The sequence below is a fragment of the Streptomyces sp. NPDC029526 genome (assembly GCF_040637405.1).
In the GTDB taxonomy this organism is placed as follows: Bacteria; Actinomycetota; Actinomycetes; order Streptomycetales; family Streptomycetaceae; genus Streptomyces.
The window spans coordinates 1,064,533-1,090,274 of sequence record NZ_JBEZWE010000001.1 but is presented as its reverse complement, the minus strand read 5'-3'; the positions used below and the strand labels follow the sequence as shown (position 1 = coordinate 1,090,274).

Genomic DNA, 25,742 nt, shown 5'->3' with positions numbered 1-25,742 from the left:
CTCCTCGGGGTGTGTGGGGTCGTCGTGGGCTCGGGGAGCCCCGCGTCTCCTCCACTCTATACCCCCCAGGGGTACTAAACGCCGACCAGCGGGGCGAGGTAGCGGTACAGGACGTTCTTCAGTTCCCGGACATAGGCGTCGCGCTCGGCACCCTCGTGGGCGAGCACCAGCTCCAGGCCGGACTTGTAGATGCCCACGGTCATCTGCGCGGTGCGCCTCACCTCGTCCGCGGGCATGTCCGGGAGGTACGGCACGAGCATCGACTCGACCCGGGTGACCAGTGTGGCGTGCAGGGCGTCGTGCTCCTCGGCGATGCGGCCGGGGGCGTCCGGGCCGTGCATCAGGGCGAAGAAGGCCGGGTGGCGGCAGTTGAAGTCGGTGAAGCGGTCCACGGCCGCGGCGACCACCTGCTCCAGCGGGGTGGCCGGATCGACCGGGGTCAGGGCCTCGCCGTAGGTCTGCCGCATCTCGTGCATCAGACGGCTGCCCAGCTCGATCGCGATCGCTTCCTTGTTCGGGAAGAACTGGTACAGCGTCCCGGGGGAGACGCCCGCCTCGCGGGCGATGGAGTTGGCGCTGGCGGCGGTGTAGCCGTGCGTGCTGAAGACGGAGGCGGCCGCTTCCAGCAGCTGGGCGATGCGCCGCTCGCCGCGGGCCTGCCGGCGGCGGGGCCGCTCCGCCCCCGCAGCCCCGGGCTCACCTGCGCCCTTGCCCGCGGCGCCCTTGCCTGCGGTGCCCGTGCCCGCGGCGTCCTGGCCCGCGGCGCCCTTCCCTGAGGTGTCCGCAGTGCCAGCAGTGCCCGCAGTGCCCGTGCGGGTGGTGCTCGCGCCCGCAGGGCCCGTGCGGTCGGGCGTGAACTCCCTGTCGGGCTTTCCGGTCTGGTCCGGCACGCGTCATCCCCAGCTTTCGGCACGCGATTGACAAACGCGAGTGGTCGCTCGCATTCTTGTGAAACGCGAGCGATCTCTCGTGTTTGCCAGTCTATGGCAACGGCACAACCATGCCGCCTGCCCGTTTGCACCGCGTGGACCGCCAGGGCCCGAGGCGCGCGGGGGCGCGGGGCACGGTTCACGGTGAAGGGGACACCGCAGCATGACCGAAGTCAACGATCCACCGCGCGTCGGAGGCTGGACCCGCTTCGTCACGGCCCGCCCGAGACTGGCCCTGCTGGCGGGGCTCGTCCTCACCGTGCTCGCGGTGCTGGCCGGCAGCGGGGTCGCCGACCGCATGGGCAGCGGTGGCTGGGAGGACCCGGACGCCGAGTCCACCTACGCCACCCGTGCCCTGGAGGACGCCTTCCCCGCCTCGCAGCCCAACCTCCTGCTGCTCGTCGACGCCGGGGACGCCTCGGTCGACGACCCCGCCGTCGTCGCCGAGGCCACCCGGCTCACCGAGCGCCTGGCCGCCGAGTCCGGCATCACCGGCGTCGGTTCCTACTGGCAGACCCGCTCGCCCGCCCTGCGCGCCGAGGACGGACACGAGGCGTTGATCGCCGCCCGCATCACGGGCGACGAGACCACCGCGAACGAGACGCTGGAGCGCATAGCGCCGGTCTTCCGGGGCGAGCACGGCGCCGTGCAGGTCGGCATCGGCGGCCCGGTCGCCGTGCGGCACGAGATGCAGACGATCATCCAGGAGGACCTGCTCCGGGCCGAGCTCATCGCGCTGCCGGTCACGCTCCTGCTGCTGGTGATGGTCTTCGGCAGCGCCGTCGCCGCCCTCCTCCCGCTGGGCATCGGCATCGTCGCCATCCTCGGCACCAACGCGGTCCTGCGCGGCCTCACCGAGATTACCGACGTGTCCGTCTTCGCGATGAACCTCACCACCGCGCTCGGCCTCGGCCTGGCGATCGACTACGCCCTGTTCATCGTCCGCCGCTTCCGCGAGGAACTGTCCGCGGGCGCCGACCCGCGCACGGCCGTGGGCACCACCCTGCGCACCGCCGGACGCACGGTGCTCTTCTCCGCTCTCACGGTCGCGGTGTCGCTGGCTGCCATGCTGCTCTTCCCGCAGTACTTCCTGCGGTCCTTCGCCTATGCCGGGATCGCGGTGGTGCTGCTGGCCGCGGCGGCGGCCCTGATCCTCCTGCCGGCCGCCCTGGTCCTCCTCGGCCACCGTGTCGACGCGCTCGACCTGCGCCGCCTCTTCCGCCGCCGGCGCCGAGCCCCGGAACAGTCGGACGCCACGGAGCGGACGGGCGAGACGGAGCAGCCGGACGCCACGGAGCGGACGGGCGCCACGAAGCAGCCCGTCGCCACGGAGCAGACGGGCCGTGCGCGGCCGGTCCGCCCGGCGAAGCTCGGCCGTGCGGCGGGCGCGGGCCGGGAGGAGGGGGCGGCGTGGGGCCGCGCGGCGACCGTGGTGATGCGCCGCGCCCCGTTCTTCGCCCTGGGCACCACGGCCGTGCTGGTCCTGCTCGGACTGCCCTTCCTCGGCGTGAAGTTCGGCACCGCCGACGACCGTCAACTGCCCGCCGACGCCGAGTCCCACGTCGTGCAGCAGCACATCCGCGACGGTTTCCCGGGCAGCCCCGGCGGCGGGCTGGAGGTCCTCGCCGAGGGCCCCGCCACCGAGGCCGAGTACGCCGCCTACAAGAAGCGTGTGGCCGCGCTGCCCGAGGTGGTCCGCGTCGACGGGCCGCTGGTCGAGGGCGACGCCGCCTACTTCACGGTGCTCCCGAAGGGCGAGGCCGTCGACGATCCGGCACAGGCCCTGGTGGGCGATCTGCGGGCCCTGGACGCCCCCTTCGACACCAAGGTCACCGGCGCGGCGGCGGTCCTGGTCGACTCCAAGGACGCCATCGCGGAACAACTGCCCGCGGCGGCCGTCTTCATCGTCGTCGTGACGCTCTTCCTGGTGTTCCTGCTCACCGGCAGCGTGCTCATACCCGTCCAGGCGGTGGTGCTCAACGCGCTCAGTCTGACCGCCATGTTCGGCGCCGTGGTCTGGGTCTTCCAGGACGGCCATCTCTCCGGCCTGCTCGCCTTCACCACCCCGGGCAACATCGAGACGACGCTGCCCGTTCTGATGTTCTGCGTCGCCTTCGGGCTCTCCATGGACTACGGGGTCTTCCTGCTCTCCCGCATCAAGGAGGAGTACGACCGGACCGGCGACCACGAGGGCGCCGTCCGCCACGGCCTGCAGCGCACGGGCGGGCTGATCACCGCGGCGGCGGTCATCCTCGCCGTGGTCATGGTCGCGATCGGCACCTCGCGCGTCACCAACACCAAGATGCTGGGCCTGGGCATCGCCCTGGCGGTGCTGATGGACGCGATGATCGTCCGCAGCCTTCTCGTCCCGTCGGTCATGCGTCTCACCGGCCGCGCCACCTGGTGGGCGCCGGGACCGTTGCGCCGGTTCCACACCCGGTTCGGCCTGAGCGAGGGCGAGTCCGCACCGCCGCCCACGCCCGGCGGAGCCGCCCCCGCTGCCGACGCACCTGCCGGAGCCGCCACCGACGGGGCTGCCCCTCCCGGCGCCGGCGCCGCGTCCGCACCGGGCGGCGCGGGACCCGCCCCCACAGCCCCGGAACCGCCCGACGGCAGCGGCGCGGAGGGCCGGACCGGCACCGAGGACGGCGGCGGCGCCGAGCACGGCACCGGTGCCGCGACCGGGGCCGGGCGCGGCACGGTGAAGGCGCGCGGATAGCGTTCCGCCGACAACGCGGTGTTCGCCGGAGAGGCGGGGCACCGGGCGCGCCCGCCGCGACCCGGACCCGCCGCCGGCGCGGACGGGAAGGCGGGCGGCCATGCGGGCGGTGGTGTTCGAGCGGTACGGGGGACCGGCCGAGGTGCGACAGGTGCCCGACCCGGAGCCGGCCGCACAGGGGGTCGTGGTGCGCGTCGAGGCGACCGGGCTGTGCCGAAGCGACTGGCACGCCTGGCAGGGCCACGATCCGGACGTCACCCTGCCGCACGTCCCGGGCCACGAGCTCGCGGGCGTCGTCGAGGCGGTCGGCGACCGGGTCACCCGGTGGCGGCCGGGGGACCGCGTCACGGTGCCGTTCGTCTGCGCCTGCGGCACGTGCGGGGCCTGCGCGGCGGGCGACCAGCAGGTGTGCGAGCGGCAGACCCAGCCCGGCTTCACCCACTGGGGCTCCTTCGCGCAGTACGTGGCCCTGGACCACGCCGACGTCAACCTGGTCGCCGTCCCCGAGGACCTGTCCTTCGCGACGGCCGCCTCCCTCGGCTGCCGGTTCGCCACCGCCTACCGCGCGGTCGTGCAGCAGGGCCGGCTCGCGGCGGGGGAGTGGGTGGCCGTGCACGGCTGCGGAGGGGTGGGGCTGTCGGCCGTGATGATCGCGGCGGCCTCCGGTGCGCGGGTCGTCGCCGTCGACGTGGCACCGGGCGCCCTGGAACTGGCCCGGCGGTTCGGCGCCGCGGAATGCCTCGACGCCTCGTCCGTCGACGACCCGGCGGAAGCGGTCCGCGACCTCACCGGCGGGGGCGCCCACCTCTCGCTGGACGCCCTCGGCTCGCCCGCCACCTGCGCCGCCTCGGTGAACGGCCTGCGCCGACGCGGCCGGCACGTGCAGGTCGGCCTGCTGCCCTCGGCCACCGGCACCACCCCGGTGCCCATGGCCCGTGCCGTCGCCCTCGAACTGGAACTCCTCGGCAGCCACGGCATGGCCGCCCACGCCTACCCGCCGATGCTGGACCTGGTCCGCACCGGGCGGCTGCGTCCCGACCTGCTGGTCACCCGGACCATCGGCCTGGACGCCGCACCGGCCGCCCTGGCGGCCATGGACACGGCACCGGGCGCGGGCGTCACGGTCATCGCACCGTGGGCGGCCTGAGCGCCGCCCATTCCCGGTCGAGCAGCGCCATGAGCACGTCGTCCACCCACACGCCGTCCCGCCACCGCGCCTCCCGCCGCACTCCCTCCACCACGAAGCCGGCCTTCTCATAGGCGCGCAGCGCACGCGGGTTGTCGCCGTGGGCCTCCAGCTCGATCCGGTGCAGCCCCAGGTGCTCGAAGCCGTACCCGACGATCAGCCGCGTGGCCTCGGTGCCGAGTCCCCGGCCCCGGCCGCGCGGCCCGATCAGCGTGCGGAAGACGCAGCTGCGGGCATGCGGGTCATGGGCGTTCAGGACGACCTCGCCGACGAGTTCACCGGTGGCGCGGTCGGTGACGGCCAGATCCAGCCGGTCGTCCTGCGCGGACCGGGAGGCGTACCAGGAGCGCACCCGTTCCCGGGACAGCTCGGTGGACGCGTCGAAGGTGAAGCGGACCACCTCGGGGTCCTGGAGGATCTCCCACATGCCGTCGGCGTCGTCGGCGGTGAAGGGACGCAGCACGGTGTGTTCCCCGGTCAGCGTGGGTGTGACGGCGAAGCTCATGGCAGCACTGTGCCCCACCACCAGGGTGGGGCACAGCGGATTTCACGGGCGCCGGGAGCCCGGTCGGGTCAGCTCAGGTCACCCGTGGTCGCCGGTGGGTTCACCTGCGGCCACCCCGGTTGCCGGGGCGGGACGCCACCCATGAACGGACGGTGTCCGCGTACCAGTAGGGCTTGCCCGCCTCGACGTGGTCCGGCGGGGGCAGCAGGCCGTGCTTGCGGTAGGAGCGCACGGTGTCCGGCTGCACCTTGATGTGGGCCGCGATGTCCTTGTACGACCACAGCCGTCGGTCGGTCATGAGTTGCACCTCCCCGCGCGCACCGCGGCGGCGGCCGAGGGGCGGCCGTCAGGGGGAGCCGGGTGCTGCGCTGGCGATCACCAAGCGTTGTGCCCGGCCAACGACGCGGACCGGGGCCGGGACGGGGGCTGTGCTGCGGATGTGACGGAAGACCCGCGTAGGCGTGACAGGCGTGACACAACCGGGGCGTTTGTGACGAGCGTGACGCAATGGCGTACGCCGGTCGCCACGGCGGGGCGCATTGACACGGGCCGGACGGCCGCGTGTCCCCGGACGGCCGCGTGTCCCGATGTCCCGTGCTCCTGGACGTCCCGTGCTCCTGGGTGTCCCGTGCTCCGGGCATCGCGCGCCCCTGGACGTCCCGTGCTTCGGACGCCACGTACCCCCGGTGCCGCTCCTGCGCCCCCGGGTGTGGCACCCCATGACCCCCGCCCGTGCGGCCGGCCGACTCGAAATCGTCAGGATGTCCGGACAAAACATTGACAGGGTGTTGCGCCACGGATAGAAAGCCCGGAGAGCCGCGAGGGCCGGGACGGTGCCCGCCCGGAGGGCCTCGCGGCCGGGGTGCGGTGCAGCACCCGCATCCCGGGCACCGATCGCCTCCGGCGCGAACGGCCCCTTCGCTTTGGCAGGAGTGAAGAGGCGTGCGAAGACTCCCCGCCCGCCAGGGCCGCGCGCCGGAGGTCCCCGGCTGCCGCCCTCGGCCACGCCCACGCCCCGGCCCACGCCCGGGGCATCCCCACCCCCGCGCGCCGCCGTCCCGCGCCCCGCACACCCCGTGCAGCCCCAACCCGCGCGCCCGCCGTCCAGCGGGCCCGCCGTCCCACCCCCGGGCGCCCCCGCGCCACAGTCCCGCGCTCCAGCCGTCCAGCGCCCCCCACACGCCCCCCGTATGCCTCCCTCCCGCGCGGTCCCGCACGGTCCCGGCAGGGTCCCCGCACCGGTCGGTGCGCGCCGTCGGGCGTGTCGCCGCAGATGTGTCTACAAGGGGACCGCAACGGCCGACACTGTGTCGGGAGCGCCGCCCGTCCGCACCTGTTGGGATGGAACCGTGCCCGGGACCGCGGCGCTGCCGGAGATCCGGCCTCACCGGTCAGGGGCACGCGAGCCGTACACCCGGCACGTCCCACCCGACGCCGCCCCCTTGCGTAAGGAGTTCTCGGTCATGACGAAGATCGTCAACCACTGGATCGGCGGGAAGACCGCCGAAGGCGCCTCGGGTACGCACGGGCCGGTGACGAATCCGGCGACCGGCGCGGTCACCACGAAGGTCGCCTTCGCCTCGGTCGAGGAGGTCGACGCGGCGGTCGCCGCCGCCAAGGACGCCTACCGGTCATGGAGCCGGTCGTCCCTGGCCACCCGCACCTCCATCCTGTTCCGGTTCCGCGCGCTGGTCGACGCCCACCGCGACGAGATCGCCGAGCTGATCACCGCCGAGCACGGCAAGGTGCACTCCGACGCCCTCGGCGAGGTGGCCCGCGGCCTGGAGATCGTCGACCTGGCCTGCGGCATCAACGTCCAGCTCAAGGGCGAGCTGTCCGCCGAGGTCGCCAGCCGCGTCGACGTCGCCTCCATCCGCCAGCCGCTCGGCGTGGTGGCCGGCATCACCCCGTTCAACTTCCCGGCCATGGTGCCGATGTGGATGTTCCCGCTGGCCATCGCCTGCGGCAACACCTTCGTCCTCAAGCCGTCGGAGAAGGACCCGTCGGCCGCGGTCCGGCTCGCCGAGCTGATGACCGAGGCCGGGCTCCCCGACGGCGTCTTCAACGTCGTCCACGGCGACAAGCTGGCCGTCGACCGCCTCCTCACGCACCCCGACGTCAAGGCCGTGTCGTTCGTCGGCTCCACGCCGATCGCCCGCTACATCCACACCACCGCCTCGGCGAACGGCAAGCGCGTCCAGGCCCTCGGCGGCGCCAAGAACCACATGCTGGTGCTCCCCGATGCCGACCTCGACGCGGCGGCCGACGCGGTCGTCTCGGCGGCCTACGGCTCCGCGGGCGAGCGGTGCATGGCGATCTCTGCGGTCGTCGCCGTCGGCGCGATCGGCGACACCCTGGTCGAGAAGATCCGCGAGCGCGCCGAGAAGATCAAGATCGGCCCCGGCGACGACCCCACGTCCGAGATGGGCCCGCTCATCACCAAGGCCCACCGCGACAAGGTCGCCTCGTACGTGGAGAACGCCGCGGCCGAGGGTGCCGAGGTCGTCCTGGACGGCACCGGGCACACCGTCGACGGGTACGAGGACGGCCACTGGATCGGCATCTCGCTCCTCGACAAGGTGCCGACCTCCGCCAAGGCGTACCAGGACGAGATCTTCGGCCCGGTCCTGTGCGTCCTGCGCACCGAGACCTACGAGGAGGCCGTCGACCTCATCAACGCCTCCCCGTACGGCAACGGCACCGCGATCTTCACCCGGGACGGCGGCGCCGCCCGCCGCTTCCAGCTGGAGGTGGAGGCGGGCATGGTCGGCGTCAACGTCCCGATCCCGGTGCCCGTCGGCTACCACAGCTTCGGCGGCTGGAAGGACTCCCTCTTCGGCGACCACCACATCTACGGCAACGACGGCACGCACTTCTACACCCGGGGCAAGGTCGTCACCACCCGCTGGCCCGACCCGGCCGACGCGCCGACGGGAGTCGACCTCGGCTTCCCGCGCAACCACTGACCATCCGTCGCCCGGCCGGAGTCCCGCACCTCCCGTCGCAGTCCTGGTCCTCCCGCACCTGACGCGGGACAACTGGACCCCGGCCCGACTCCGGACCCACCCGCACCCCGATACGCCCGCCGGCAACTCACCGGCACCCGATCCGCCGGACCGGCCCCACCGGCCCCCGGCCCACCCACACCTACCCCACCCACACCCGCCCCACCGACGCGCCCCGGGGGCCGGGGCCGTGCTCACCGGCACGGCCCCGGCCCCCGAGGCGTCTCCCGGAGCGATCCGCGGAGCACTCCGGCGGCGACCCTCCGTCCATCCGATGTGTTGATCGGAGCAATTGGGCGAAACGCAAGCATGTCGCCGCATCTTCACCCTTCCTTCACCTGGACGCTGTGGCGGGCGCGCGTTCGACCGGACGTCGGCGCGTGACCGATCCGTCGGCCGGGCGGTCGCCCGGCCCTCGACCCCAGGCAAGGAGTGAGTGTGAACATGCGCTTTGGCATGAGACGCGGCAGGACGGCGGTGGCCGCGGCGGTGGCCGCGGTCGCCGCGGCGACCCTGCTGGGGGCGGCCTCCGCCTCCGCGGACGGCGACCCGAACGGGAACCAGAACGGCAACGGGAACAACGGGAACGCCACCCGCGCGGACCACTGGGGCGTGATCACCCGCAACACGATCGGTTCTCCCGTCGCCGCGCTCCGGGACGGCCCGTTCGGCTCGTTCGGCGTGACGGGCCCGTCCGCCCGTCCGCCCTACGGCCAGGGCAGCCTGGGCATCGAGGTGGCCGACAACTCCACCACGCTGAGTCCGCCCAGCGAGAAGGTGGACTTCGGCAACGAGGTCGACTTCTTCGGCGACCGGGTTCGCGACCTGAACAAGCTCGGCTTCCACGTCTTCCAGACCGGTGAGAACGTCACCTACGGCGGTCCGGAGAACATGCCGAACATCAGGTTCGAGATCGACCCGAACCTGAGCGCCCACCCGATGGACAACTACTCCACGATGGTGTGGGTGCCGGACGCGTCCCCGGTAACGAACCGCTGGAGCCCGTTCCTCGACGCCACGACCACCGGCTACTGGTACCTGACGGGCAACGAGACCGTCTGCAACCAGGCCGAGCAGTGCACCTTCGACGAACTGAAGGCGTCGCTCGACGACGGCGGCGACGAGGCCACCATCCTCACGGCCGCGGTCGGCAAGGGACGTGACCACATGTGGATCGGCGCCGTCGACGGTCTGCGCATCAACAACCGCGTCTACGACTTCGAGGCCGACGGCGTCAGGGCGCGTCGCGTGGGCTGACGCACACGGCTCGCTTCCGAACGCAGGAGCCCCGGCCCGGCCACCACCACCGGCCCGGGGCTCCGGGCTTCCGCCGGCCCCCTCGCACCACCCGCCGCCGACCCCCGGTCCCTCTGAGTCCAACGCCCCGCCGGCCCCCTCGCCCTACCCCGCTCCCCGACTCCCCCTACCCCAGGAGCCCCGCCGAGGGCCCTCTCCCCTCCCCACCCCCCGCCATACCGCGTCCGGTGTACTCCCGCGGGCCGGTGTACGCCCTGGGGTGGGGGCCGGTATCCCCCTGGGGGCAACCGGCGGGCCCGGTGGTCTCCCTTAGGGTTCCAGGATGGACTTCCGAACGTTCCGTCAGCGGGCCCGTGCACGAGGCGGCGGGAGCCGCCGGCGGTGGGGCGCCGCCGCGGCCGCCGTCGTCGTGCTCGCCGGGGCCGGGACGTGGACCGCCGTCGCCTCCGAGGAGGGTGCCGCCCCCGTCGAGCGCGTGGACCGGGCCCTGACCACGGACGACGGAGTGCGCATCGACACCTCCTACTTCACCTCCGGACCGGAGGGCCGCCGGCCCGCCGTCCTGCTCGGGCACGGCTTCGGCGGGAGCAAGAAGGACGTGCGGCAGGAGGCCGAGGACCTCGCCCGGGACGGGTACGCGGTCCTCACCTGGTCCGCCCGCGGCTTCGGGAAGTCCACCGGGAAGATCGGCCTGAACGATCCCGAGGGCGAGGTCGCCGACGTGTCCCGGCTGCTGGACTGGCTGGCCGAGCAGCCCGAGGTCCGGCTCGACGCGGACGGCGACCCGCGCGTCGGCATGGCCGGCCGGTCCTACGGCGGGGCCATCGCCCTGCTCGCCGCCGGTCACGACGACCGGGTCGACGCGATCGCCCCGTCCATCACCTACTTCGACCTCGCCGACGCACTGTTCCCGGGCGGCGTGTTCAAGAAGCTGTGGGCCGGCATGTTCATCACCTCCGGTGGCGGCTGCGACCGGTTCGAGCCCGAACTGTGCGCGATGTACGAGCGGGTCGCCGAGTCCGGGGTGCCCGACGCCGAGGCCCGTGACCTGCTGAAGGAACGCTCGCCGTCCGCGGTCGCCGACCGCATCGACGTGCCGGCGCTCCTCGTGCAGGGCCAGTCCGACTCGCTGTTCCCGCTCGGCCACGCCGACACCGCCGCGCGGGCGATCCGCGCCAACGGCGCCCCCGTGAGCGTCGACTGGATCGCGGGCGGCCACGACGGCGGCGCCCCGGAGACCGACCGCGTCCAGCGGCGCGTCCGCGCGTGGTTCGACCGTCACCTCAAGGGCGACGAGAACGCCGACACCGGCCCCGCCTTCCGCGTCAGCCGCACCGGCGGCGTCGACTCCACCGACGGGGAGGCCCGGTTGCGCGGCGCGAGCGCCGACCGGTACCCCGGGCTGAGCAGCGGACCGGAGATCGTCAGCCTCAACGCTTTCGAGCAGCGCTTCACCAACCCGGCGGGGGCCAACCCGCCCGCCGTGTCCGCCCTCCCGGGCCTCTCCGGTGCCGGGGGCGGCCTGTCCCAGCTGTCCTCGCTCGGCGTCGGCGTCTCGCTGGACTTCCCCGGCCAGCACGCCCGCTTCGAGTCGGAGCCGCTCCGTCGCGATCTGCGCATCACCGGCTCCCCGCAGGTCACCGTGCGCGTACGGTCCACCTCCGAGGACGCCGTGCTGTTCGGCAAGCTCTACGACGTCGGCCCCGACGGCCGACAGCAGGTGCTGCCCTCCCAGCTGGTCACCCCGCTGCGCGTCGAGGACGCCAAGGCCGGCCAGGACGTCACGATCACGCTGCCCGCCGTCGACCACGAGGTGCGCAAGGGCCACCGCCTCCGGCTGGTGGTCGCCTCGACCGACCTCGGCTACGCCTCCCCGGCCGCGCCCGCCACCTACACCGTCTCCGTGGACGGGTACCTGACGGTGCCCACCGCGCCCGCCGTGACCACCGCGGCGGCCCCGCTGCCCGCCTGGGTGTGGTGGCTGCCGATCGCCGGAGCCGTCGCCGCCCTGGTCCTGGTCCTCACCGGCCGCCGCCGCACCACCGCCCCGGCCCCCGACCCCGAACGGGCCGGCCTGCCGCTGGAGATCACCGGCCTGAGCAAGCGTTACGCCCGCTCCGCCGACCGGTACGCCGTGCGGGACCTCTCCTTCCGCGTCGAGCGGGGCCAGGTCCTGGGGCTCCTCGGCCCGAACGGCGCGGGCAAGACCACCACCCTGCGGATGCTGATGGGCCTGATCACGCCTGACGCCGGCGAGATCCGGGTCTTCGGCCACGCCGTGCGGCCCGGCGCGCCGGTGCTGTCCCGGGTCGGGGCCTTCGTCGAGGGCGCGGGCTTCCTGCCGCACCTGTCCGGCCGGGAGAACCTGGAACTGTACTGGCGGGCCACCGGCCGTCCGCCCGAGGACGCCCACCTCGACGAGGCCCTGCGCATCGCGGGCCTCGGCGACGCCCTCTCCCGCGCGGTGCGCACCTACTCCCAGGGCATGCGCCAGCGCCTCGCCATCGCGCAGGCCATGCTCGGCCTGCCCGACCTGCTCATCCTGGACGAGCCCACCAACGGCCTGGACCCGCCCCAGATCCGCGAGATGCGGGAGGTGATGATCCGTTACGCGGCCGACGGGCGCACGGTCATCGTCTCCAGCCACCTCCTCGCGGAGGTCGAGCAGTCCTGCACCCACCTCGTCGTCATGGACCGCGGACGGCTCGTCCAGGCGGGCCCCGTGCACGAGATCGTCGGCACCGGCGACACCCTGCTGGTCGGCACCGCGGCCCCGGTGGACGAGCCGCTCGCCGAGAAGGTGGCCGCGCTGCCCGGCGTCGCCTCGGCCGTGCGCGCCGAGGACGGGCTGCTGGTCCGGCTGGACGGGGACGGCACCGCCGCCCGCCTGGTCGCCGACCTCGTCCGGCTGGACGTGCCGGTGGAGTCGGTGGGCCCGCACCGCCGCCTGGAGGACGCCTTCCTCACCCTGATCGGAGGTTCCGCATGAGCACGCTCACCGAGCGGGACGGGCGCGACGGGGAGGCGGCCCCCGGAACCGCCACCGCCACCGCCGACGGCTACCGCGCCGGCCGCACCCTGCCGCTGCGCGTCGAACTGGTCCGCCAGGTCAAGCGCCGCCGCACGCTGGTCATGGGCGGGATCCTCGCCGCCCTGCCGTTCGTGCTGGTCGTCGCGTTCGCCATCGGCGGCGAACCGGAGGGCCGGGACGGCCGCGTGACCCTGATGGACACGGCCACGGCATCCGGCGCCAACTTCGTCGCCGTGAACCTGTTCGTGTCGGCCGGGTTCCTCCTCGTCATCCCCGTCGCCCTGTTCTGCGGGGACACGGTCGCCTCCGAGGCGGGATGGTCGTCGCTGCGCTACCTGCTCGCCGCGCCGGTGCCCCGGATGCGGCTGCTGTGGTCGAAGCTGGCCGTCGGTCTGGGGCTGAGCCTCGCCGCGATGGTGCTGCTGCCGGTGGTCGCGTTCGCCGTCGGCACCGCCGCCTACGGATGGGGGCCGCTGCAGATCCCCACCGGCGGCTCGCTCGACCCCGGCACGGCGGCCCAGCGGCTCGTGCTGGTCGTGGCGTACCTGTTCGTCTCCAACCTGGTGACCGCGGGGCTCGCGTTCTGGCTGTCGACCCGCACCGACGCACCCCTGGGCGCGGTCGGCGGCGCGGTCGGCCTGACCATCGTCGGCAACGTCCTCGACGCGGTGACCGCGCTCGGCGACTGGCGCGACTTCCTGCCCGCGCACTGGCAGTTCGCCTGGGCGGACGCGGTCCAGCCGACACCCGAGTGGTCCGGCATGATCCAGGGCTCGGCCGTCTCGGTCACGTACGCCCTGGTGCTGTTCGCGCTGGCCTTCCGGCACTTCACCAGGAAGGACGTGGTGTCCTAGGCCGTCCGGCCGCCCGCCGCCCGCCCTTCCCCGGTCAACGGAGGGTCACCTACCGGTCTCGGCGGGCGGCCTCCGTGCCCGCTTCGCAACGCACCCGCAACATCCCGTACCGCACGTTCCGGCCCGCCCGGCCGTCACAGTCGCAGAAGTCGACGTCAACCGGCGGAGGAGACACGGACGATGGAGCAGCACGGGGCACCCACGGACCGGAGGCACGGCAGGCGGAGGAGCCGGGGCGGGCGGAGGTGGGGCGGCGCGCTCCTCGCCCTCACGGCGGCGGGCGGCCTGCTGCTCGCCGGCTGCTCCGAGGGGGACGCCGGAGGGAAGGCGACGGACTCCTCCTACGACCGGGGCGGCGACCGCCGGGCCCCGCACCCCGCACCCGACGGCCCCCGGGACACCGACCGGCAGCGCGAGGGCGAGCAGGACTCCCGGGACGTCGCCCCCGAACCCGCCTCCGACCTCCTGTCCACCTTCGCCCTCGACGTCGACACCGCCTCCTACGGCTACGCCCGCCGCACCCTGGCCGACGGCCGGCTGCCCGACCCGTCGACGGTGCGTCCCGAGGAGTTCGTCAACAGCTTCCGGCAGGACTACGAACGCCCCGACGGCGACGGCTTCACGGTCACCGTCGACGGCGCCCGCACCCCGGAGAGGGACTGGTCCCTGGTCCGGGTCGGTCTGGCCACCCGTGCCGCCGAGGACTCCGGCGGACGCCCGCCCGCCTCCCTCACCTTCGTCGTCGACATCTCCGGCTCCATGGCCGAACCCGGCCGCCTGGACCTCGCCCGGAGTTCCCTGGCCACCATGACCGACCGGCTGCGCGACGACGACGCGGTGGCCCTCGTCACCTTCAGCGACGAGGCCGAGACGGTCCTGCCCATGACCCGCCTCGGCGGCAACCGCGGCCGGGTCCACGACGCCGTGGACAGCCTGCGGCCCGCGCAGTCCACCAACCTGGGCGCGGGCGTCGAGACCGGCTACGAGACCGCCGTCGAGGGCCTGCGGAAGGGCGCCACCAACCGGGTCGTGCTGGTCTCCGACGCGCTCGCCAACACCGGTGAGACGGACGCCGACACGATCCTGGAACGCGTCTCCGGCTCCCGCCGCGAACACGGCATCACGCTCTTCGGCGTCGGTGTGGGCAGCGACTACGGCGACGCCCTGATGGAACGCCTCGCCGACCGGGGGGACGGCCACACCGTGTACGTCTCCGACGAGGAGGAGGCCCGCGAGGTGTTCTGCGAGGACCTGCCCCGCAACATCGACCTGACCGCGCGGGACGCCAAGGCCCAGGTCGCCTTCGAGCCGGAGACGGTCGCCGAGTTCCGGCTCGTCGGCTACGACAACCGCCGGGTCGCCGACGAGGACTTCCGCGACGACCGGGTCGACGGCGGCGAGGTCGGCCCCGGCCACACCGTCACCGCCCTGTACGCGGTGCGCACCCGGCCCGGCGCCGAGGGGCACCTCGCCACCGCCACGGTCCGCTGGCTCGATCCCGACAGCCGGGCCCCGCACGAGGAGACCGGCGACCTGGAGACGGACGCCCTCGACGCCTCCGTGTGGCGCTCCGGCGACGGCCTCGCGGTCACCGCGACCGCGGCCTACTTCGCCGACGCCCTGCGCTCCCGCCACCACGACCGTGCCGGTGCCCTGCCGGGCGCGCCCGCCCTGGGCCGGCTCGCCGAACGCGCCGAGGACCTGGCCGCCCGGACCGAGGACGACGCCGTCCGCGACCTGGCCGAGGCGATCCGCACGGCGGACCGGCTGACCTGAGCGGCCCCGAGGTGACCTGACCCCACCGGGTCGGATCCGATCGACCTGACGGGACCTGGCCTGACGTGACCTGACCTGACCTGACCTGACCTGACGTGACCGGTCGGGTCACGTCCGGATCCCGCTGCGGGCCCGCCCGGCCCGGCGTACGGCCGCGGGTGCGGAACACGGCCCGCCGCGTCCGACGGTCGGGCGGGTCACCGGGGCCGCCCTACGCCACGCCACCCCCGTGCCTCCGCCGCCCCGGCCCGCCCGGCCCGCCGCCCGCCGTGCCCTGCGCGCGGGGCCGCCCATTGACTGACGACTACGCACCGGTAAGTTTACTCCCGAGTAAGTACGAGACTCGCAGAGCACGGCAGCACCAGCACGAGAGCCTCCAGCCGCGACCGGGAGCCGCCATGGGCGTACGCAGGGACCTGAGACGAGCCACACGACGCACCGGCCTCACGGTGCCCGCCGGCATCGAGACCACCGTGGGCGACGACGGCGTCGTCCGTGAGGTCCGCGCGGCCCCCCTGGCGCCGCGCCCGGCGGCCGGCAGCACCGCCGACATCCCGTACACCAACGCCGCCGAGGCACCCGACGACGTCGTGCTGCGCCGCCAACGCGCCGGCACCTGGCACCCCGTCACGGCGGCGGAGTTCGCCCGGGAGGTCACCGCCGTCGCCAAGGGCCTGATCGCGGACGGTGTGGAGCCCGGCGACCGGGTCGCGGTGATGTCCCGCACCCGCTACGAATGGGCGGTCCTGGACTTCGCCGTCTGGTCGGCGGGCGGCGTCACCGTCCCCGTGTACGCCACGTCCTCCGCCGACCAGGTGGAGTGGATCGTCCGCGACTCCGGGGCCCGCCACGTCGTCACCGAGACGGCGGAGAACACCGCCACGGTCACCGCCGCCACCGCGGACCACGCCGAACGGCCACGCGTCCGGGGCATCGACGCCGGAGCCCTGGACGACCTGACCGCCCTCGGCCGGGACGTCCCCGACGAGGAGGTCACCGGCCGCCGCACCGCCCTCACCCCGGACTCCGTCGCGACCCTGTGCTACACCTCCGGCACCACCGGCCGCCCCAAGGGCTGCGTCCTCACCCACGCCAACCTGCACGCCGAGGCCGCCAACACGGTCGAACTGCTGCACCCCGTCTTCAAGGAGGTCACCGACCAGACGGCCTCCACCCTGCTGTTCCTCCCGCTCGCCCACATCCTCGGCCGGACGATCCAGATCGCCTGCCTGTCGGCCCGCATCGAGGTCGGCCACTTCCCGAGCATCAAACCGGACGAACTGCGCCCGGCCCTCAAGGCGTTCCGCCCGACCTTCCTCGTCGGCGTGCCCTACCTCTTCGAGAAGATCCACGACACCGGCCGCGCCACCGCCGAGAAGATCGGCCGCGGCGCCTCCTTCGAACGCGCCCACCGCATCGCCGTCCGCTTCGGCGCGGCCCACCTCGACAAGGTCCTGGGCCGCGGCAAGGGCCCCGGCCCCGGCCTGCACGCGGCGCGGGCCCTCTACGACCTGCTGGTCTACCGGCGGGTCCGCAAGGAGCTCGGCGGCCGACTGCGGTACGCCATCAGCGGCGGCTCCCCGCTGGAACGCGACCTCAACCTCTTCTTCTACACCGCCGGCATCCTCATCTACGAGGGCTACGGCCTCACCGAGACGACCGCCGCCGCCACCGTCGTCCCGCCGCTCGGCCCGCGCCCCGGCACCGTCGGCCTCCCCGTGCCGGGCACCGCCGTGCGCATCGCCGACGACGGGGAGGTGCACATCAGGGGCGGCATCGTCTTCGGCTCCTACTGGAACGCTCCCGAGGCCACCCGGCAGGTGCTCGACGACGGCTGGTTCGCCACCGGCGACCTCGGCTCCCTCGACGAGGACGGCTACCTCACCATCACCGGGCGCAAGAAGGACATCCTCGTCACCAACGGCGGCAAGAACGTCTCGCCGGCCGTCCTGGAGGACCGGCTGCGCAGCCGCCCGCCCGTCGGCCAGTGCCTCGTCGTCGGCGACCAGCGGCCCTTCGTCGGCGCGCTGATCACCCTGGACCCGGAGACGGTCGCCCACTGGCTGTCCGTGCGGGGGCTGCCCGCCGACACCCCGATGTCCGAGGTGATCGACGACCCGCGGATGCGCGCCGACGTGCAGAAGGCCGTCGACTACGCCAACGAGGCGGTCTCCCGGGCCGAGTCGATCCGCGCCTTCAGGCTGGTGGAGGGCGAGTTCACCGAGGAGAACGGACTGCTGACCCCGTCCCTGAAGGTCAAGCGGCAGGCCGCGCAGCAGGCGTTCGCGGCGGACATCGACAAGCTGTACTCCTGAGCGGTCCCGGGCGCCGCCGCCGGGGCAGCGGCGGGGTCCGGCCGCCCGGACGCATGACGAGGGCGGGGCCACCGGTCGTACCGGTGACCCCGCCCTCGCGCGCGCCTTCTCCCGGCGCGTCGTGAACCGCTCAGCTCTCGCCGTTGGCCGACAGGATCGACACGTCCTCCAGCAGGTGCGACAGGGCACCGTCGCGCTTGGCCTGCGTGGAGTTCTCGGTGCACTGCTGGTTCGACTCGTCCGACAGCAGGCTCAGGCCCTGGATCGGCACGAGGTTCAGCACCGAGACCGGGATGTCGTCGACCGCGATGCAGGGCTTGTTGAAGGAGCCCTGGATCAGCGCCATCTGCGGGCTCATGTTGCCGTACGTGGCGGAGTTGCCGAAGTTCTGCATCGCTCCGTTGCCGTTGGCGACGCTCGGACCGGAGTCGTCCCCGATCGCCATCGCCTGCGGCGCCATGGCGACGCCGGTGCCCATGGCGGAAGCGGCGATCGCCGCAACGGCAATAGCCTTCTTGATCATTGGCCAAGTCCTTTCTGACGAAACCCCGTCCACCGAGGCGACCTGGTCAACTGCCGGTGCCCGCAAGGGTTTCTCCCCTTCACCCCGTCGGCGGACACCGGAGTGTGTTGTCGGCCCATATGAGAAATGGACCGGTGGGCGGCGGAGGCCCCTATTTCCCAGGCCCGGGGAAAGTCATGCGGGCCAACCGGGTGAACGCCCGCAACCAAAATCCGTGAGGCCGGTTGATGAGGCCGTAGGACTTGCGTCGCTACGACATGCGTCGCTACGAGGAAAGGAACGCGAAGTGCTCAAGAAGGCTATGGTCGCCGCGGCGGTCATCGGTATGTCGGTGGCGGCCGCTCCCACGGCGCTGGCCATCGGTGACGACTCCGGCCCCAACGTCGCCAACGGCAACGGCGCCTCCTCGGCGTTCGGCAACTCGTCGACCGAGGGCGACATGAGCCCGCAGCTCTCGCTGGTCGACGGCACGCTGAACAAGCCGTGCCTGGGTGTCGACGACGTGAACGTCGCCGTCCTCAACCTGGTTCCGATCCAGGACGTGCCGATCCTGTCGGACCAGCAGAACCAGCAGTGCGCCGACAACTCCACCCAGGCGAAGGGCGACGCCGCCCTCTCGCACATCCTGGAGGACCTGTCGGTCCTGTCGGCCAACGTCGAGGACTGAGTCGCACCGCACGCGGCCCGGGCGGCCCGCTCCCGTCGACGGAGGACGGGCCGCCCGGCCGCGCGCGTGCTCGTGCGGGGCCGGCCGGGCGGCGGACACCGCCCGCTCGGAGGTATGTCACCGACGTGGCGTGGAGCATCCGGGTGAATTACCGGGTCATGCCCGTTCCGTCGTTTCTTCGACCGTCAATTCCTCGTTTGCAGGCTGCAGGTCATGGTGCGAGCCGTCCAGCTGCGCTCGCTCGGTTTAGGCCGTCATACGGGCATGACCGCAGAGAAGGGAAACTTCATGAAGAAGAGCGCTGCTGTCGTCGCGGGCGCACTCATGGCTCTGGGCATGGCCGCCCCGGCCTTCGCCGACTCGGGCGCCCAGGGTGCCGCGATCGGTTCCCCCGGTGTCCTCTCCGGCAACGTGATCCAGGTCCCGGTCCACATCCCGGTCAACGTCTGCGGCAACACCGTCAACGTGCTCGGTGCGCTGAACCCGGCCTTCGGCAACGCGTGCGTGAACGACTGACGATGTCCCGCTCGGCCGTCACGGCCGCGCGTCACGGCCGGCCCGGCGAACAGTGATCGTTCCCGGGTCGGCCGTACCGCTTCTCCACCATTCTTCAAGCAGGAAGACAACGACAATGCGACAGACCCTGAGCAAGGGAATGGTCGCGGCGGCCGCCGCGACGGGCATTCTGTCCCTGTGCGGCGGCACCGCCCTCGCCGACTCGCAGGCGGAAGGCGCCGCGCACGGCTCGCCGGGCGTCGTGTCCGGCAACGACATCCAGGCCCCGGTGCACGTCCCGGTCAACATCTGCGGCAACACGGTCGACGTGGCCGCCGCGCTGAACCCGGCCTTCGGCAACGAGTGCGCCAACGTGTCGGAGCACCACCAGGACAGCGGCACGCCGGGTCACGGCACCCCCGGTGCCCCCGGCAGCCACCACGACTCCGGCCACCACGGACCCGGCGGCGACTCCGGCCACGGTCCGGGCGGCGACTCCGCACACGACTCCGGTCACCACGGGAACGGCGGCTCGGGTCACCACGGGCACGGCGGCGGTTCCGGTCACCACGGGAACGGGCACGGCCCCGGCGGCGACGAGGGGTACGGCCCCGGCGGCGGCAGCTCCGCCGACGGGTACACCGAGGGCTCGCCCGGCGTCGGCTCCGGCAACAACGCCCAGCTCCCGGTCGACGTGCCCGTCAACGCCTGCGGCAACTCGGTGAACGTGATCGGCCTGCTCAACCCGGTCTTCGGCAACTCCTGCGCCAACGAGGAGCCTCCCGGCTACGGCGAGACCCCGCCGCCCACCACCCCGCCGACGACGCCCCCGACCACGCCCCCCACCACTCCGCCGACGACGCCTCCCACGACGCCGCCGACCACGCCCCCCACCACTCCGCCGACGACGCCGCCCACCACGCCGCCGTCCACTCCGCCCAGCCTGCCGGAGACCGGCAGCGAGAACATGGCCGGCGCCGCGGCCGCGAGCCTCGCGCTCATCGCGGGCGGTGCCGTCCTCTACCGTCGGTCCCGCACGGCCTCCCGCCACTGATTCCGACGTCCCCCGCAGCCCCCGTTCCCGGGCACCCGCCGCCGCGCGTGCCCGGGAACGGGGGCCCGCGCGTGCCGGGGGCGTGCCGCCCGCTCGCCGTCGCGTCCCGCGCCCTGGGGTGACGCCCCGGCTCCGGCAGCGGTCCGGGACTTCGTCCGCCTCGGACGCCGGGCATCCCGACGCACGGGCGACCGGCGTGGGGCCCGCGGAGTCGCGGTGGCCGCGGACCGCGTGCCACGGGACCGGAGCACCGGCGGTGCGACCGGTGCCGCCGGTCCCGCCGGTGCCGACGGGGCCCGGCACCGGTCGCTCCCGGTCAGCCGGCGGAGCGGGACCCCGCGAGGTCGAGGGCGATGTCGGTGATCATGTCCTCCTGGCCGCCGACCATTCCCCGGCGTCCGACCTCGACGAGGATGGTGCGGGTGTCGAGGCCGTAGCGGTGGGCGGCGGCCTCGGCGTGACGCAGGAAACTGGAGTAGACGCCGGCGTAGCCGAGGGTGAGGGTCTCCCGGTCCACGCGGACCTCGCGGTCCTGGAGGGGGCGCACCAGGTCGTCGGCGGCGTCCATCAGCGGGAACAGGTCGCAGCCGTGGTCCCAGCCCATCAGGTCGGCGACGGCGACGAACGCCTCCAGCGGGCAGTTGCCCGCCCCGGCGCCCTGGCCGGCCAGGGAGGCGTCGACGCGGGTGACGCCGTTCTCGACGGCGACGACCGAATTGGCCACGCCCAGGCCGAGGTTGTGGTGGGCGTGGATGCCGATGCCGGTCGCGGGGTCGAGCACGTCGCGGTAGGCGCGGACCCGGTCGCGGACGCCGTCCATGGTGAGCCGGCCCCCGGAGTCGGTGACGTACACCGCGTGGGCGCCGTAGGACTCCATCAGCCGGGCCTGGCGGGCCAGTTCGGCGGGCTCGGTCATGTGGGACATCATCAGGAACCCGGCGACGTCCATGCCCAGCTCGCGGGCGGCGGCGATGTGCTGCGCGGAGATGTCGGCCTCGGTGCAGTGGGTGGCCACGCGCACCGAGCGGATGCCGAGGGAGTGGGCCTGCCGCAGGTCGTGCAGCGTGCCGATGCCGGGCAGCAGGAGGGTGGTGGGCACCGCCTGGCTCACGGCGTCGCAGACGGCCTCGATCCACTCCCAGTCGGTGTGGGCGCCGACGCCGTAGGTGATGCTGGAGCCGGACAGGCCGTCGCCGTGGGCGATCTCGACGGCGGCGACGCCCGAGGCGTCCAGGGCGGCGGCGATGGTGCGGGCCTGGTCGACGGTGTAGCGGTGGCGGACGGCGTGCATGCCGTCCCGCAGGGTGACGTCCTGCACGTACAAGGAGGGCTTCTTCGCGGGCTGGGTCATCGGGAGGCCACCTCCGGGGTGCGGTGTGCGGCCATGCGTTCGGCGGTACGCAGCGCGGCCGAGGTCATGATGTCGAGGTTCCCGGCGTAGGCGGGCAGGTAGTGGGCGGCGCCCTCCACCTCGAGGAAGACGGACACCTTCACGGCCCTGCCCGACCGGGAGCCGGCCGGCAGCAGGGAGCGCAGCGGGTCGTCGCCGGCGACGTGGTCGAACTGGACCTTCTGCTTGAGGCGGTAGCCGGGGACGTAGGTCTGGACGCGGGCCACCATCTCCTCCACGGAGGCGGCCACCGCGGCGTCGTCGCAGTCGCCGACCAGGCAGTGCACGGTGTCCCGCATGATCAGCGGGGGCTCGGCCGGGTTGAGGACGATGATGGCCTTGCCGCGGGTGGCGCCGCCGACCTTCTCGATGGCGGCCGAGGTGGTCTCGGTGAACTCGTCGATGTTGGCCCGGGTGCCGGGGCCGGCCGAGCGGGAGGAGATCGAGGCGACGATCTCCCCGTAGTGCACCGGTGTCACGGCGGCCACGGCGGCGACCACGGGGATGGTGGCCTGGCCGCCGCAGGTGACCATGTTGACGTTGGACGCGTCCAGGTGGGCGTCGCCGTTGACCGGCGGCACCACGTACGGACCCAGCGCGGCCGGGGTGAGGTCGACGACCGTGCGGCCCAGCGAGCGCAGCACCTCGTCGTGGCGGCGGTGCGCGCCGGCGGAGGTGGCGTCGAAGACGAGCGACACGTCCGCGAACTCGTCCATGGCCACCAGGCCGTCCACCCCCTCGTGGGTGGTGGCGACCTTCAGGCGGCGGGCACGGGCCAGACCGTCCGAGTCCGGGTCGATACCGACCATGGCGGCGATCTCCAACGACTCGGAGAGCCGCAGGATCTTGATCATCAGATCGGTGCCGATGTTGCCCGACCCGATGACGGCGACCTTCGTGGTCATGTTCCCGCTCCTTCCGCGGTGGCGGACGCGAACACGGCCTCGACCGTGCCGAGTCCTTCGATGTGCGCCGAGAACGCGTCGCCCTCGGCGGCGACGGCCATGGGACCGAGGGCGCCGGTCAGGACGACGTCGCCGGCGCGCAACGGGTCGCCCAGGCGGGCGAGGGTGGAGGCGAGCCAGAGCGCCGCGGTGAGCGGGCTGCCCAGGCAGTCGGCGCCGGTGCCCCGCGAGACCGTCTCGCCGTTCTGCGTCAGCGTCATCCGCACGCCGCGCAGGTCGACGCGGTCGAGCGGGACGGGGGTGCCGCCGAGCACGAACAGGCCGCAGGAGGCGTTGTCCGCGACGGTGTCGACGATGGTGATGTCCCAGCCGGCGATGCGGCTGTCGACGATCTCCAGCGCGGGCAGCGCGAACGCGGTGGCCCGCAGCAGGTCGGCGACGGTCGGGTCCCGGTGCGGCAGGTCCGCGCCCAGCACCAGGGCCACCTCGGCCTCGACCTTCGGCTGCAGCAGCCGCCCGGCCGCGATCGGCTCGCCCTCCGGGACCGCCATGTCGGCGAACAGCGCGCCGAAGTCGGGCCGGTCGACGCCGAGCTGACGCTGGACGGCGGGTGACGTCAGACCGATCTTGCGGCCCACCGGACGGCGGCCCTCGGCGACGGCGCGGTCGACGTACAGACGCTGCACGGCGTACGCGGCCTCCACGTCCGCCTCGGGCAGCAGCGAGCGGACCGGGGGGCAGGGCACGCCCGTGCGGGCGGCCTCGGCCAGGACGGCCGCCGCCTCGGTCACGGCACCGGCAAGCGTGGGGGCGCTCATGCGTGCCTCCTGTCCCGGTGGATGAGAGAGCGGTGCGGAGCGGGCATGCGAGCTACCTCCGAGAAGGGACGGACGGGGTGGTGAAGGGGGGCGCCGGACGGGCCGCGGGGGTCGCGGACGCGCACCGCGTGAGCCGTGACCGGGCCACGTGCGCCGCCGGCTGGGCGGACTCCCCGCGGCGGTGCCGCGGGCGGCTGCGTCACCCCGGCCGGCGGGGGCGGGTCCCGCGGGTCACTCAGAAGAGCACCGACGCGGGCAGCGGGTGCCCGAAGAGGTTCAGACCGTAGGCCTGGTAGATCGGGTCGGCGTTGTTGCTGGCGTGGTTCATCGCGGCGTGCAGGTCGCGCCAGCACCGCTGCAGGGCGGAGTCGCTGCGCAGCGCGGAGCCTCCGGCGTGCAGGAACAGCTCGTCGACGGCGTCCACCGCGCGGCGCGCGATGCGGACCTGGTTGCGGCGGACCCGCAGCCGCTCCTCGGCCGGGAAGCGCTCGTCTCGCTTCGCGCGCTCCCACATCTGCTCGATGTCCCCGAACAGCTGGACCTCGCCGGCCTCCAGGTCGGAGATCGCCCGGCCGAGTACGGCGAGCTGGTGCGGGTCGTTGGCGGTGCGCACACCGCGTGCCGTGACCCGGCCCCGCATCGAGGCGACGAACGCGGCCAGGGCGCCCTGGGCCATCGCGACCGTCGCGGTGGTGATGCCCGCGGTGAACATCGGGTGGAACGGCATCCGGTACAGCGGTGAGTCGCCCCGGCCGACCTGGTGGGCCAGGCCGCCGTCCTCCATCGGGGCCGGGTCGAAGACGCGGTGCGCGGGGATGAATTTGTCCTCGATGAGGATGTCCTTGCTGCCGGTGCCGCGCAGCCCCACCACGTCCCACGAGTCGTGGAGGATCTCGTAGTCCGCCCGCGGGAGGACGAAGTGGCGCAGTCCGCCCGGGACCGGCGTGCCGTCCTCGTCCACGATCAGGCCGCCGAGGACGATCCACCGGCAGTGGTCGGTGCCCGAGGAGAACGGCCAGCGGCCGGAGAACCGGAAGCCGCCGTCGACCGGGGTCGCCCGTCCGAGGGGGGCGTAGGGCGAGGCGATCCAGGTGTCCGGGTCCTCGGACCAGATCTCCTTCTGCACCCTGATGTCCATCTGCGCCACCTCGAACGCGTGGACGCCGACCACGCCGGCCACCCAGCCCGCGGAGGAGGACCGGACGCCGATGTCCCGCTGGAGGCGGAAGAAGTCGACCGGACCGGCCTCGTGGCCGCCGAACTCGGCCGGCTGCAGCATCCGCATGACACCGCTGGTGCGCAGTATCCCGGCCGCCTTGTCGGTGAGCCGTCCCAGCTCGTCGCTGGGCTCGGCCTCGGCTGCGATCTCCTCGGCGCGGGCCAGGATCCGCTCGTGTACCTCGTGCATGGCAGAAGCGCTCTCTTCCTCAGTTGTGGAGCAGGAAGTCGGTGACGGTGCGGTTGAACTCGTCGGCGTGCTCGAGCTGGGCCCAGTGGCCGCAGCCGGCCAGCAGCACCATCCGGGAGCGGGGCACCAGGGAGACCAGCTTCAGCGAGCTCTCGTAGTGCACGACCCGGTCGTCACGGCCGTGGAAGAACAGGGACGGGGCGGTGATGCCGGCGATCTCGGCGTGGGTGGCCATGTGCGGGCGGGGCCTGCCGATGCCGGCGGCGAAGTTGGCGAGGTGGTCGGGGCGCTCGACGGCGGCGCGGTGGCGCAGGCGGACCAGTTCCTCGGAGGCGTGCGCCGGGTCGAAGGTCATCACGTCGACCAGGTCGCGGAAGTTCTCCTCGGTGGGCTCGCGGTAGGTGCGCTGCAGCACCTTCACGCCCTCGCTGGGGCCGCCGCCGGGGACGAACAGGTGGGCGCCGCCGACGCCCGCGCCCATGGTGATCAGATGGCTGATCCGGTCCTTGTGGAGCGTGGCGAACATGATCGAGGTGGCGCCGCCCATCGAGTTGCCGATGAAGGCCGCCTTCTCGATGCCGAGCGCGTCGAGGAACTCCAGCGCGGTCCGCGCGTGGTCGCGGTCGTCGTAGCTCACCGGGTCGGACTTGCCCCAGCCGGGCATGTCGACGGCCAGGCAGCGGAAGTTCTCGCCGAGCGCGCGCAGGTTCGGCGCGAAGTTGCTCCAGCCGGTCGCGCCCGGGCCGGAGCCGTGCAGCAGCACGAGCGGATGGCCCTGCCCGTACTCGTGGTAGTGGACGCGCCCGCTGGGCAGGTCCACGAACCGGCTGGTCGCTTCCTCGGTGAAGGTGTCGGTCATGGTCGGAACTCTCCTGGTGTCGGGTCGGGCGCGATGAGGGCCGCGT

The 25,742-nt window shown here is 73.6% G+C and carries 20 protein-coding genes; 11 read left to right on the top strand and 9 right to left on the bottom strand.

Translation table 11 applies throughout. The features are described 5' to 3' along the window. Positions 1-74: 74 nt before the first annotated feature. Positions 75-638, bottom strand: a complete 564-nt coding sequence (locus AB0F01_RS04905) for a TetR family transcriptional regulator (protein WP_362090239.1) — start codon at positions 636-638, stop codon at positions 75-77. Between the two features lie 454 nt (positions 639-1,092). Between AB0F01_RS04905 and AB0F01_RS04900 the strand changes: the two genes are divergently transcribed. Together AB0F01_RS04900 and AB0F01_RS04895 are read left to right on the top strand one after the other, a co-directional pair. Further along, positions 1,093-3,648, top strand: a complete 2,556-nt coding sequence (locus AB0F01_RS04900) for an MMPL family transporter (protein ID WP_362089947.1) — start codon at positions 1,093-1,095, stop codon at positions 3,646-3,648. Positions 3,649-3,748: 100 nt separating this feature from the next. After that, positions 3,749-4,795 carry a zinc-dependent alcohol dehydrogenase family protein gene (locus tag AB0F01_RS04895; protein WP_362089945.1) on the top strand — a complete coding sequence of 349 codons (1,047 nt, stop codon included), beginning with the start codon at positions 3,749-3,751 and terminating at the stop codon, positions 4,793-4,795. Here the strand turns inward: AB0F01_RS04895 and AB0F01_RS04890 are convergent. Further along, positions 4,773-5,339 carry a GNAT family protein gene (locus AB0F01_RS04890; RefSeq protein ID WP_362089944.1) on the bottom strand — a complete coding sequence of 189 codons (567 nt, stop codon included), beginning with the start codon at positions 5,337-5,339 and terminating at the stop codon, positions 4,773-4,775. The genes AB0F01_RS04895 and AB0F01_RS04890 overlap by 23 nt on opposite strands. Before the next feature lie 100 nt (positions 5,340-5,439). Beyond that, positions 5,440-5,637: a MerR family transcriptional regulator gene (locus AB0F01_RS04885; protein WP_362089942.1), complete on the bottom strand. Its 198-nt coding sequence runs from the start codon at positions 5,635-5,637 to the stop codon at positions 5,440-5,442. A 1,165-nt stretch (positions 5,638-6,802) separates the two neighbouring features. On the opposite strand from AB0F01_RS04885, the gene mmsA reads away from it, so the two are divergent. From mmsA to AB0F01_RS04855, 6 genes are all read left to right on the top strand, one after another. Beyond that, on the top strand, positions 6,803-8,305 hold the full coding sequence (mmsA, locus tag AB0F01_RS04880; protein WP_362089940.1) for a CoA-acylating methylmalonate-semialdehyde dehydrogenase: 1,503 nt from the start codon (positions 6,803-6,805) through the stop codon (positions 8,303-8,305). Positions 8,306-8,788: 483 nt separating this feature from the next. Continuing rightward, complete coding sequence (locus AB0F01_RS04875) at positions 8,789-9,601, top strand: hypothetical protein (RefSeq protein ID WP_362089938.1); 813 nt, start codon at positions 8,789-8,791, stop codon at positions 9,599-9,601. Between the two features lie 322 nt (positions 9,602-9,923). After that, positions 9,924-12,590 carry a CocE/NonD family hydrolase gene (locus AB0F01_RS04870; RefSeq protein ID WP_362089936.1) on the top strand — a complete coding sequence of 889 codons (2,667 nt, stop codon included), beginning with the start codon at positions 9,924-9,926 and terminating at the stop codon, positions 12,588-12,590. After that, a complete protein-coding gene (locus tag AB0F01_RS04865; RefSeq protein ID WP_362089934.1) occupies positions 12,587-13,486 on the top strand; it encodes an ABC transporter permease in 900 nt (299 codons plus the stop codon). The genes AB0F01_RS04870 and AB0F01_RS04865 overlap by 4 nt, the downstream gene beginning before the upstream one ends. A 180-nt stretch (positions 13,487-13,666) precedes the next feature. Next, positions 13,667-15,262 (top strand): von Willebrand factor type A domain-containing protein, encoded by a 1,596-nt coding sequence (locus AB0F01_RS04860; protein ID WP_362089932.1) that lies wholly within the window; start codon positions 13,667-13,669, stop codon positions 15,260-15,262. Between the two features lie 398 nt (positions 15,263-15,660). Further along, positions 15,661-17,577: an AMP-dependent synthetase/ligase gene (locus AB0F01_RS04855; RefSeq protein WP_362089930.1), complete on the top strand. Its 1,917-nt coding sequence runs from the start codon at positions 15,661-15,663 to the stop codon at positions 17,575-17,577. Between the two features lie 130 nt (positions 17,578-17,707). On the opposite strand, the gene AB0F01_RS04850 is transcribed toward AB0F01_RS04855, so the two are convergent. Beyond that, complete coding sequence (locus tag AB0F01_RS04850; RefSeq protein ID WP_362089928.1) at positions 17,708-18,100, bottom strand: rodlin; 393 nt, start codon at positions 18,098-18,100, stop codon at positions 17,708-17,710. Positions 18,101-18,386: 286 nt separating this feature from the next. Here AB0F01_RS04850 and AB0F01_RS04845 point away from each other — a divergent pair, with 286 nt between their 5' ends. The 3 genes from AB0F01_RS04845 (at position 18,387) to AB0F01_RS04835 (ending at position 20,316) form a co-directional block, all read left to right on the top strand. Then, complete coding sequence (locus AB0F01_RS04845) at positions 18,387-18,767, top strand: rodlin (protein ID WP_362089926.1); 381 nt, start codon at positions 18,387-18,389, stop codon at positions 18,765-18,767. A 288-nt stretch (positions 18,768-19,055) separates the two neighbouring features. After that, the gene (gene chpD, locus AB0F01_RS04840; RefSeq protein ID WP_362090237.1) at positions 19,056-19,283 is read left to right on the top strand and encodes a chaplin ChpD; all 228 of its coding nucleotides are present in this window, start codon (positions 19,056-19,058) and stop codon (positions 19,281-19,283) included. 115 nt (positions 19,284-19,398) lie between these two features. Beyond that, positions 19,399-20,316: a chaplin gene (locus tag AB0F01_RS04835; protein WP_362089925.1), complete on the top strand. Its 918-nt coding sequence runs from the start codon at positions 19,399-19,401 to the stop codon at positions 20,314-20,316. A gap of 316 nt (positions 20,317-20,632) precedes the next feature. Here AB0F01_RS04835 and dmpG read toward each other — a convergent pair whose 3' ends face one another. The 5 genes from dmpG to AB0F01_RS04810 all read right to left on the bottom strand — a co-directional run bounded on the left by dmpG (position 20,633) and on the right by AB0F01_RS04810 (position 25,696). Next, entirely contained in the window at positions 20,633-21,667 is a 1,035-nt protein-coding gene (gene dmpG / locus AB0F01_RS04830; protein WP_362089923.1) for a 4-hydroxy-2-oxovalerate aldolase, read from the bottom strand. Continuing rightward, on the bottom strand, positions 21,664-22,611 hold the full coding sequence (locus AB0F01_RS04825; RefSeq protein ID WP_362089922.1) for an acetaldehyde dehydrogenase (acetylating): 948 nt from the start codon (positions 22,609-22,611) through the stop codon (positions 21,664-21,666). Before AB0F01_RS04825 ends, dmpG begins: the two co-directional genes overlap by 4 nt. Then, positions 22,608-23,429 (bottom strand): 2-keto-4-pentenoate hydratase, encoded by an 822-nt coding sequence (mhpD, locus tag AB0F01_RS04820; protein WP_362089921.1) that lies wholly within the window; start codon positions 23,427-23,429, stop codon positions 22,608-22,610. The genes AB0F01_RS04825 and mhpD overlap by 4 nt, the downstream gene beginning before the upstream one ends. A 235-nt stretch (positions 23,430-23,664) precedes the next feature. Beyond that, positions 23,665-24,837, bottom strand: coding sequence for a hydroxylase (locus AB0F01_RS04815; protein WP_362089919.1), 1,173 nt, complete (start codon positions 24,835-24,837; stop codon positions 23,665-23,667). Between the two features lie 19 nt (positions 24,838-24,856). Further along, on the bottom strand, positions 24,857-25,696 hold the full coding sequence (locus AB0F01_RS04810) for an alpha/beta hydrolase (RefSeq protein ID WP_362089917.1): 840 nt from the start codon (positions 25,694-25,696) through the stop codon (positions 24,857-24,859). Positions 25,697-25,742 lie beyond the last annotated feature (46 nt).

What these genes read in the sequence shown, in the direction of transcription:
- AB0F01_RS04875 (WP_362089938.1), top strand. Translation starts at nt 8,789, where the DNA reads ATGCGCTTTGGCATGAGACGCGGCAGGACGGCGGTGGCCGCGGCGGTG.
- AB0F01_RS04890 (WP_362089944.1), bottom strand. Translation starts at nt 5,339, where the DNA reads ATGAGCTTCGCCGTCACACCCACGCTGACCGGGGAACACACCGTGCTG.
- mhpD (WP_362089921.1), bottom strand. Translation starts at nt 23,429, where the DNA reads ATGAGCGCCCCCACGCTTGCCGGTGCCGTGACCGAGGCGGCGGCCGTC.
- chpD (WP_362090237.1), top strand. Translation starts at nt 19,056, where the DNA reads ATGAAGAAGAGCGCTGCTGTCGTCGCGGGCGCACTCATGGCTCTGGGC.
- AB0F01_RS04815 (WP_362089919.1), bottom strand. Translation starts at nt 24,837, where the DNA reads ATGCACGAGGTACACGAGCGGATCCTGGCCCGCGCCGAGGAGATCGCA.
- AB0F01_RS04810 (WP_362089917.1), bottom strand. Translation starts at nt 25,696, where the DNA reads ATGACCGACACCTTCACCGAGGAAGCGACCAGCCGGTTCGTGGACCTG.
- AB0F01_RS04825 (WP_362089922.1), bottom strand. Translation starts at nt 22,611, where the DNA reads ATGACCACGAAGGTCGCCGTCATCGGGTCGGGCAACATCGGCACCGAT.
- AB0F01_RS04860 (WP_362089932.1), top strand. Translation starts at nt 13,667, where the DNA reads ATGGAGCAGCACGGGGCACCCACGGACCGGAGGCACGGCAGGCGGAGG.
- dmpG (WP_362089923.1), bottom strand. Translation starts at nt 21,667, where the DNA reads ATGACCCAGCCCGCGAAGAAGCCCTCCTTGTACGTGCAGGACGTCACC.
- AB0F01_RS04855 (WP_362089930.1), top strand. Translation starts at nt 15,661, where the DNA reads ATGGGCGTACGCAGGGACCTGAGACGAGCCACACGACGCACCGGCCTC.
- AB0F01_RS04895 (WP_362089945.1), top strand. Translation starts at nt 3,749, where the DNA reads ATGCGGGCGGTGGTGTTCGAGCGGTACGGGGGACCGGCCGAGGTGCGA.
- mmsA (WP_362089940.1), top strand. Translation starts at nt 6,803, where the DNA reads ATGACGAAGATCGTCAACCACTGGATCGGCGGGAAGACCGCCGAAGGC.
- AB0F01_RS04850 (WP_362089928.1), bottom strand. Translation starts at nt 18,100, where the DNA reads ATGATCAAGAAGGCTATTGCCGTTGCGGCGATCGCCGCTTCCGCCATG.
- AB0F01_RS04865 (WP_362089934.1), top strand. Translation starts at nt 12,587, where the DNA reads ATGAGCACGCTCACCGAGCGGGACGGGCGCGACGGGGAGGCGGCCCCC.
- AB0F01_RS04885 (WP_362089942.1), bottom strand. Translation starts at nt 5,637, where the DNA reads ATGACCGACCGACGGCTGTGGTCGTACAAGGACATCGCGGCCCACATC.
- AB0F01_RS04870 (WP_362089936.1), top strand. Translation starts at nt 9,924, where the DNA reads ATGGACTTCCGAACGTTCCGTCAGCGGGCCCGTGCACGAGGCGGCGGG.
- AB0F01_RS04835 (WP_362089925.1), top strand. Translation starts at nt 19,399, where the DNA reads ATGCGACAGACCCTGAGCAAGGGAATGGTCGCGGCGGCCGCCGCGACG.
- AB0F01_RS04900 (WP_362089947.1), top strand. Translation starts at nt 1,093, where the DNA reads ATGACCGAAGTCAACGATCCACCGCGCGTCGGAGGCTGGACCCGCTTC.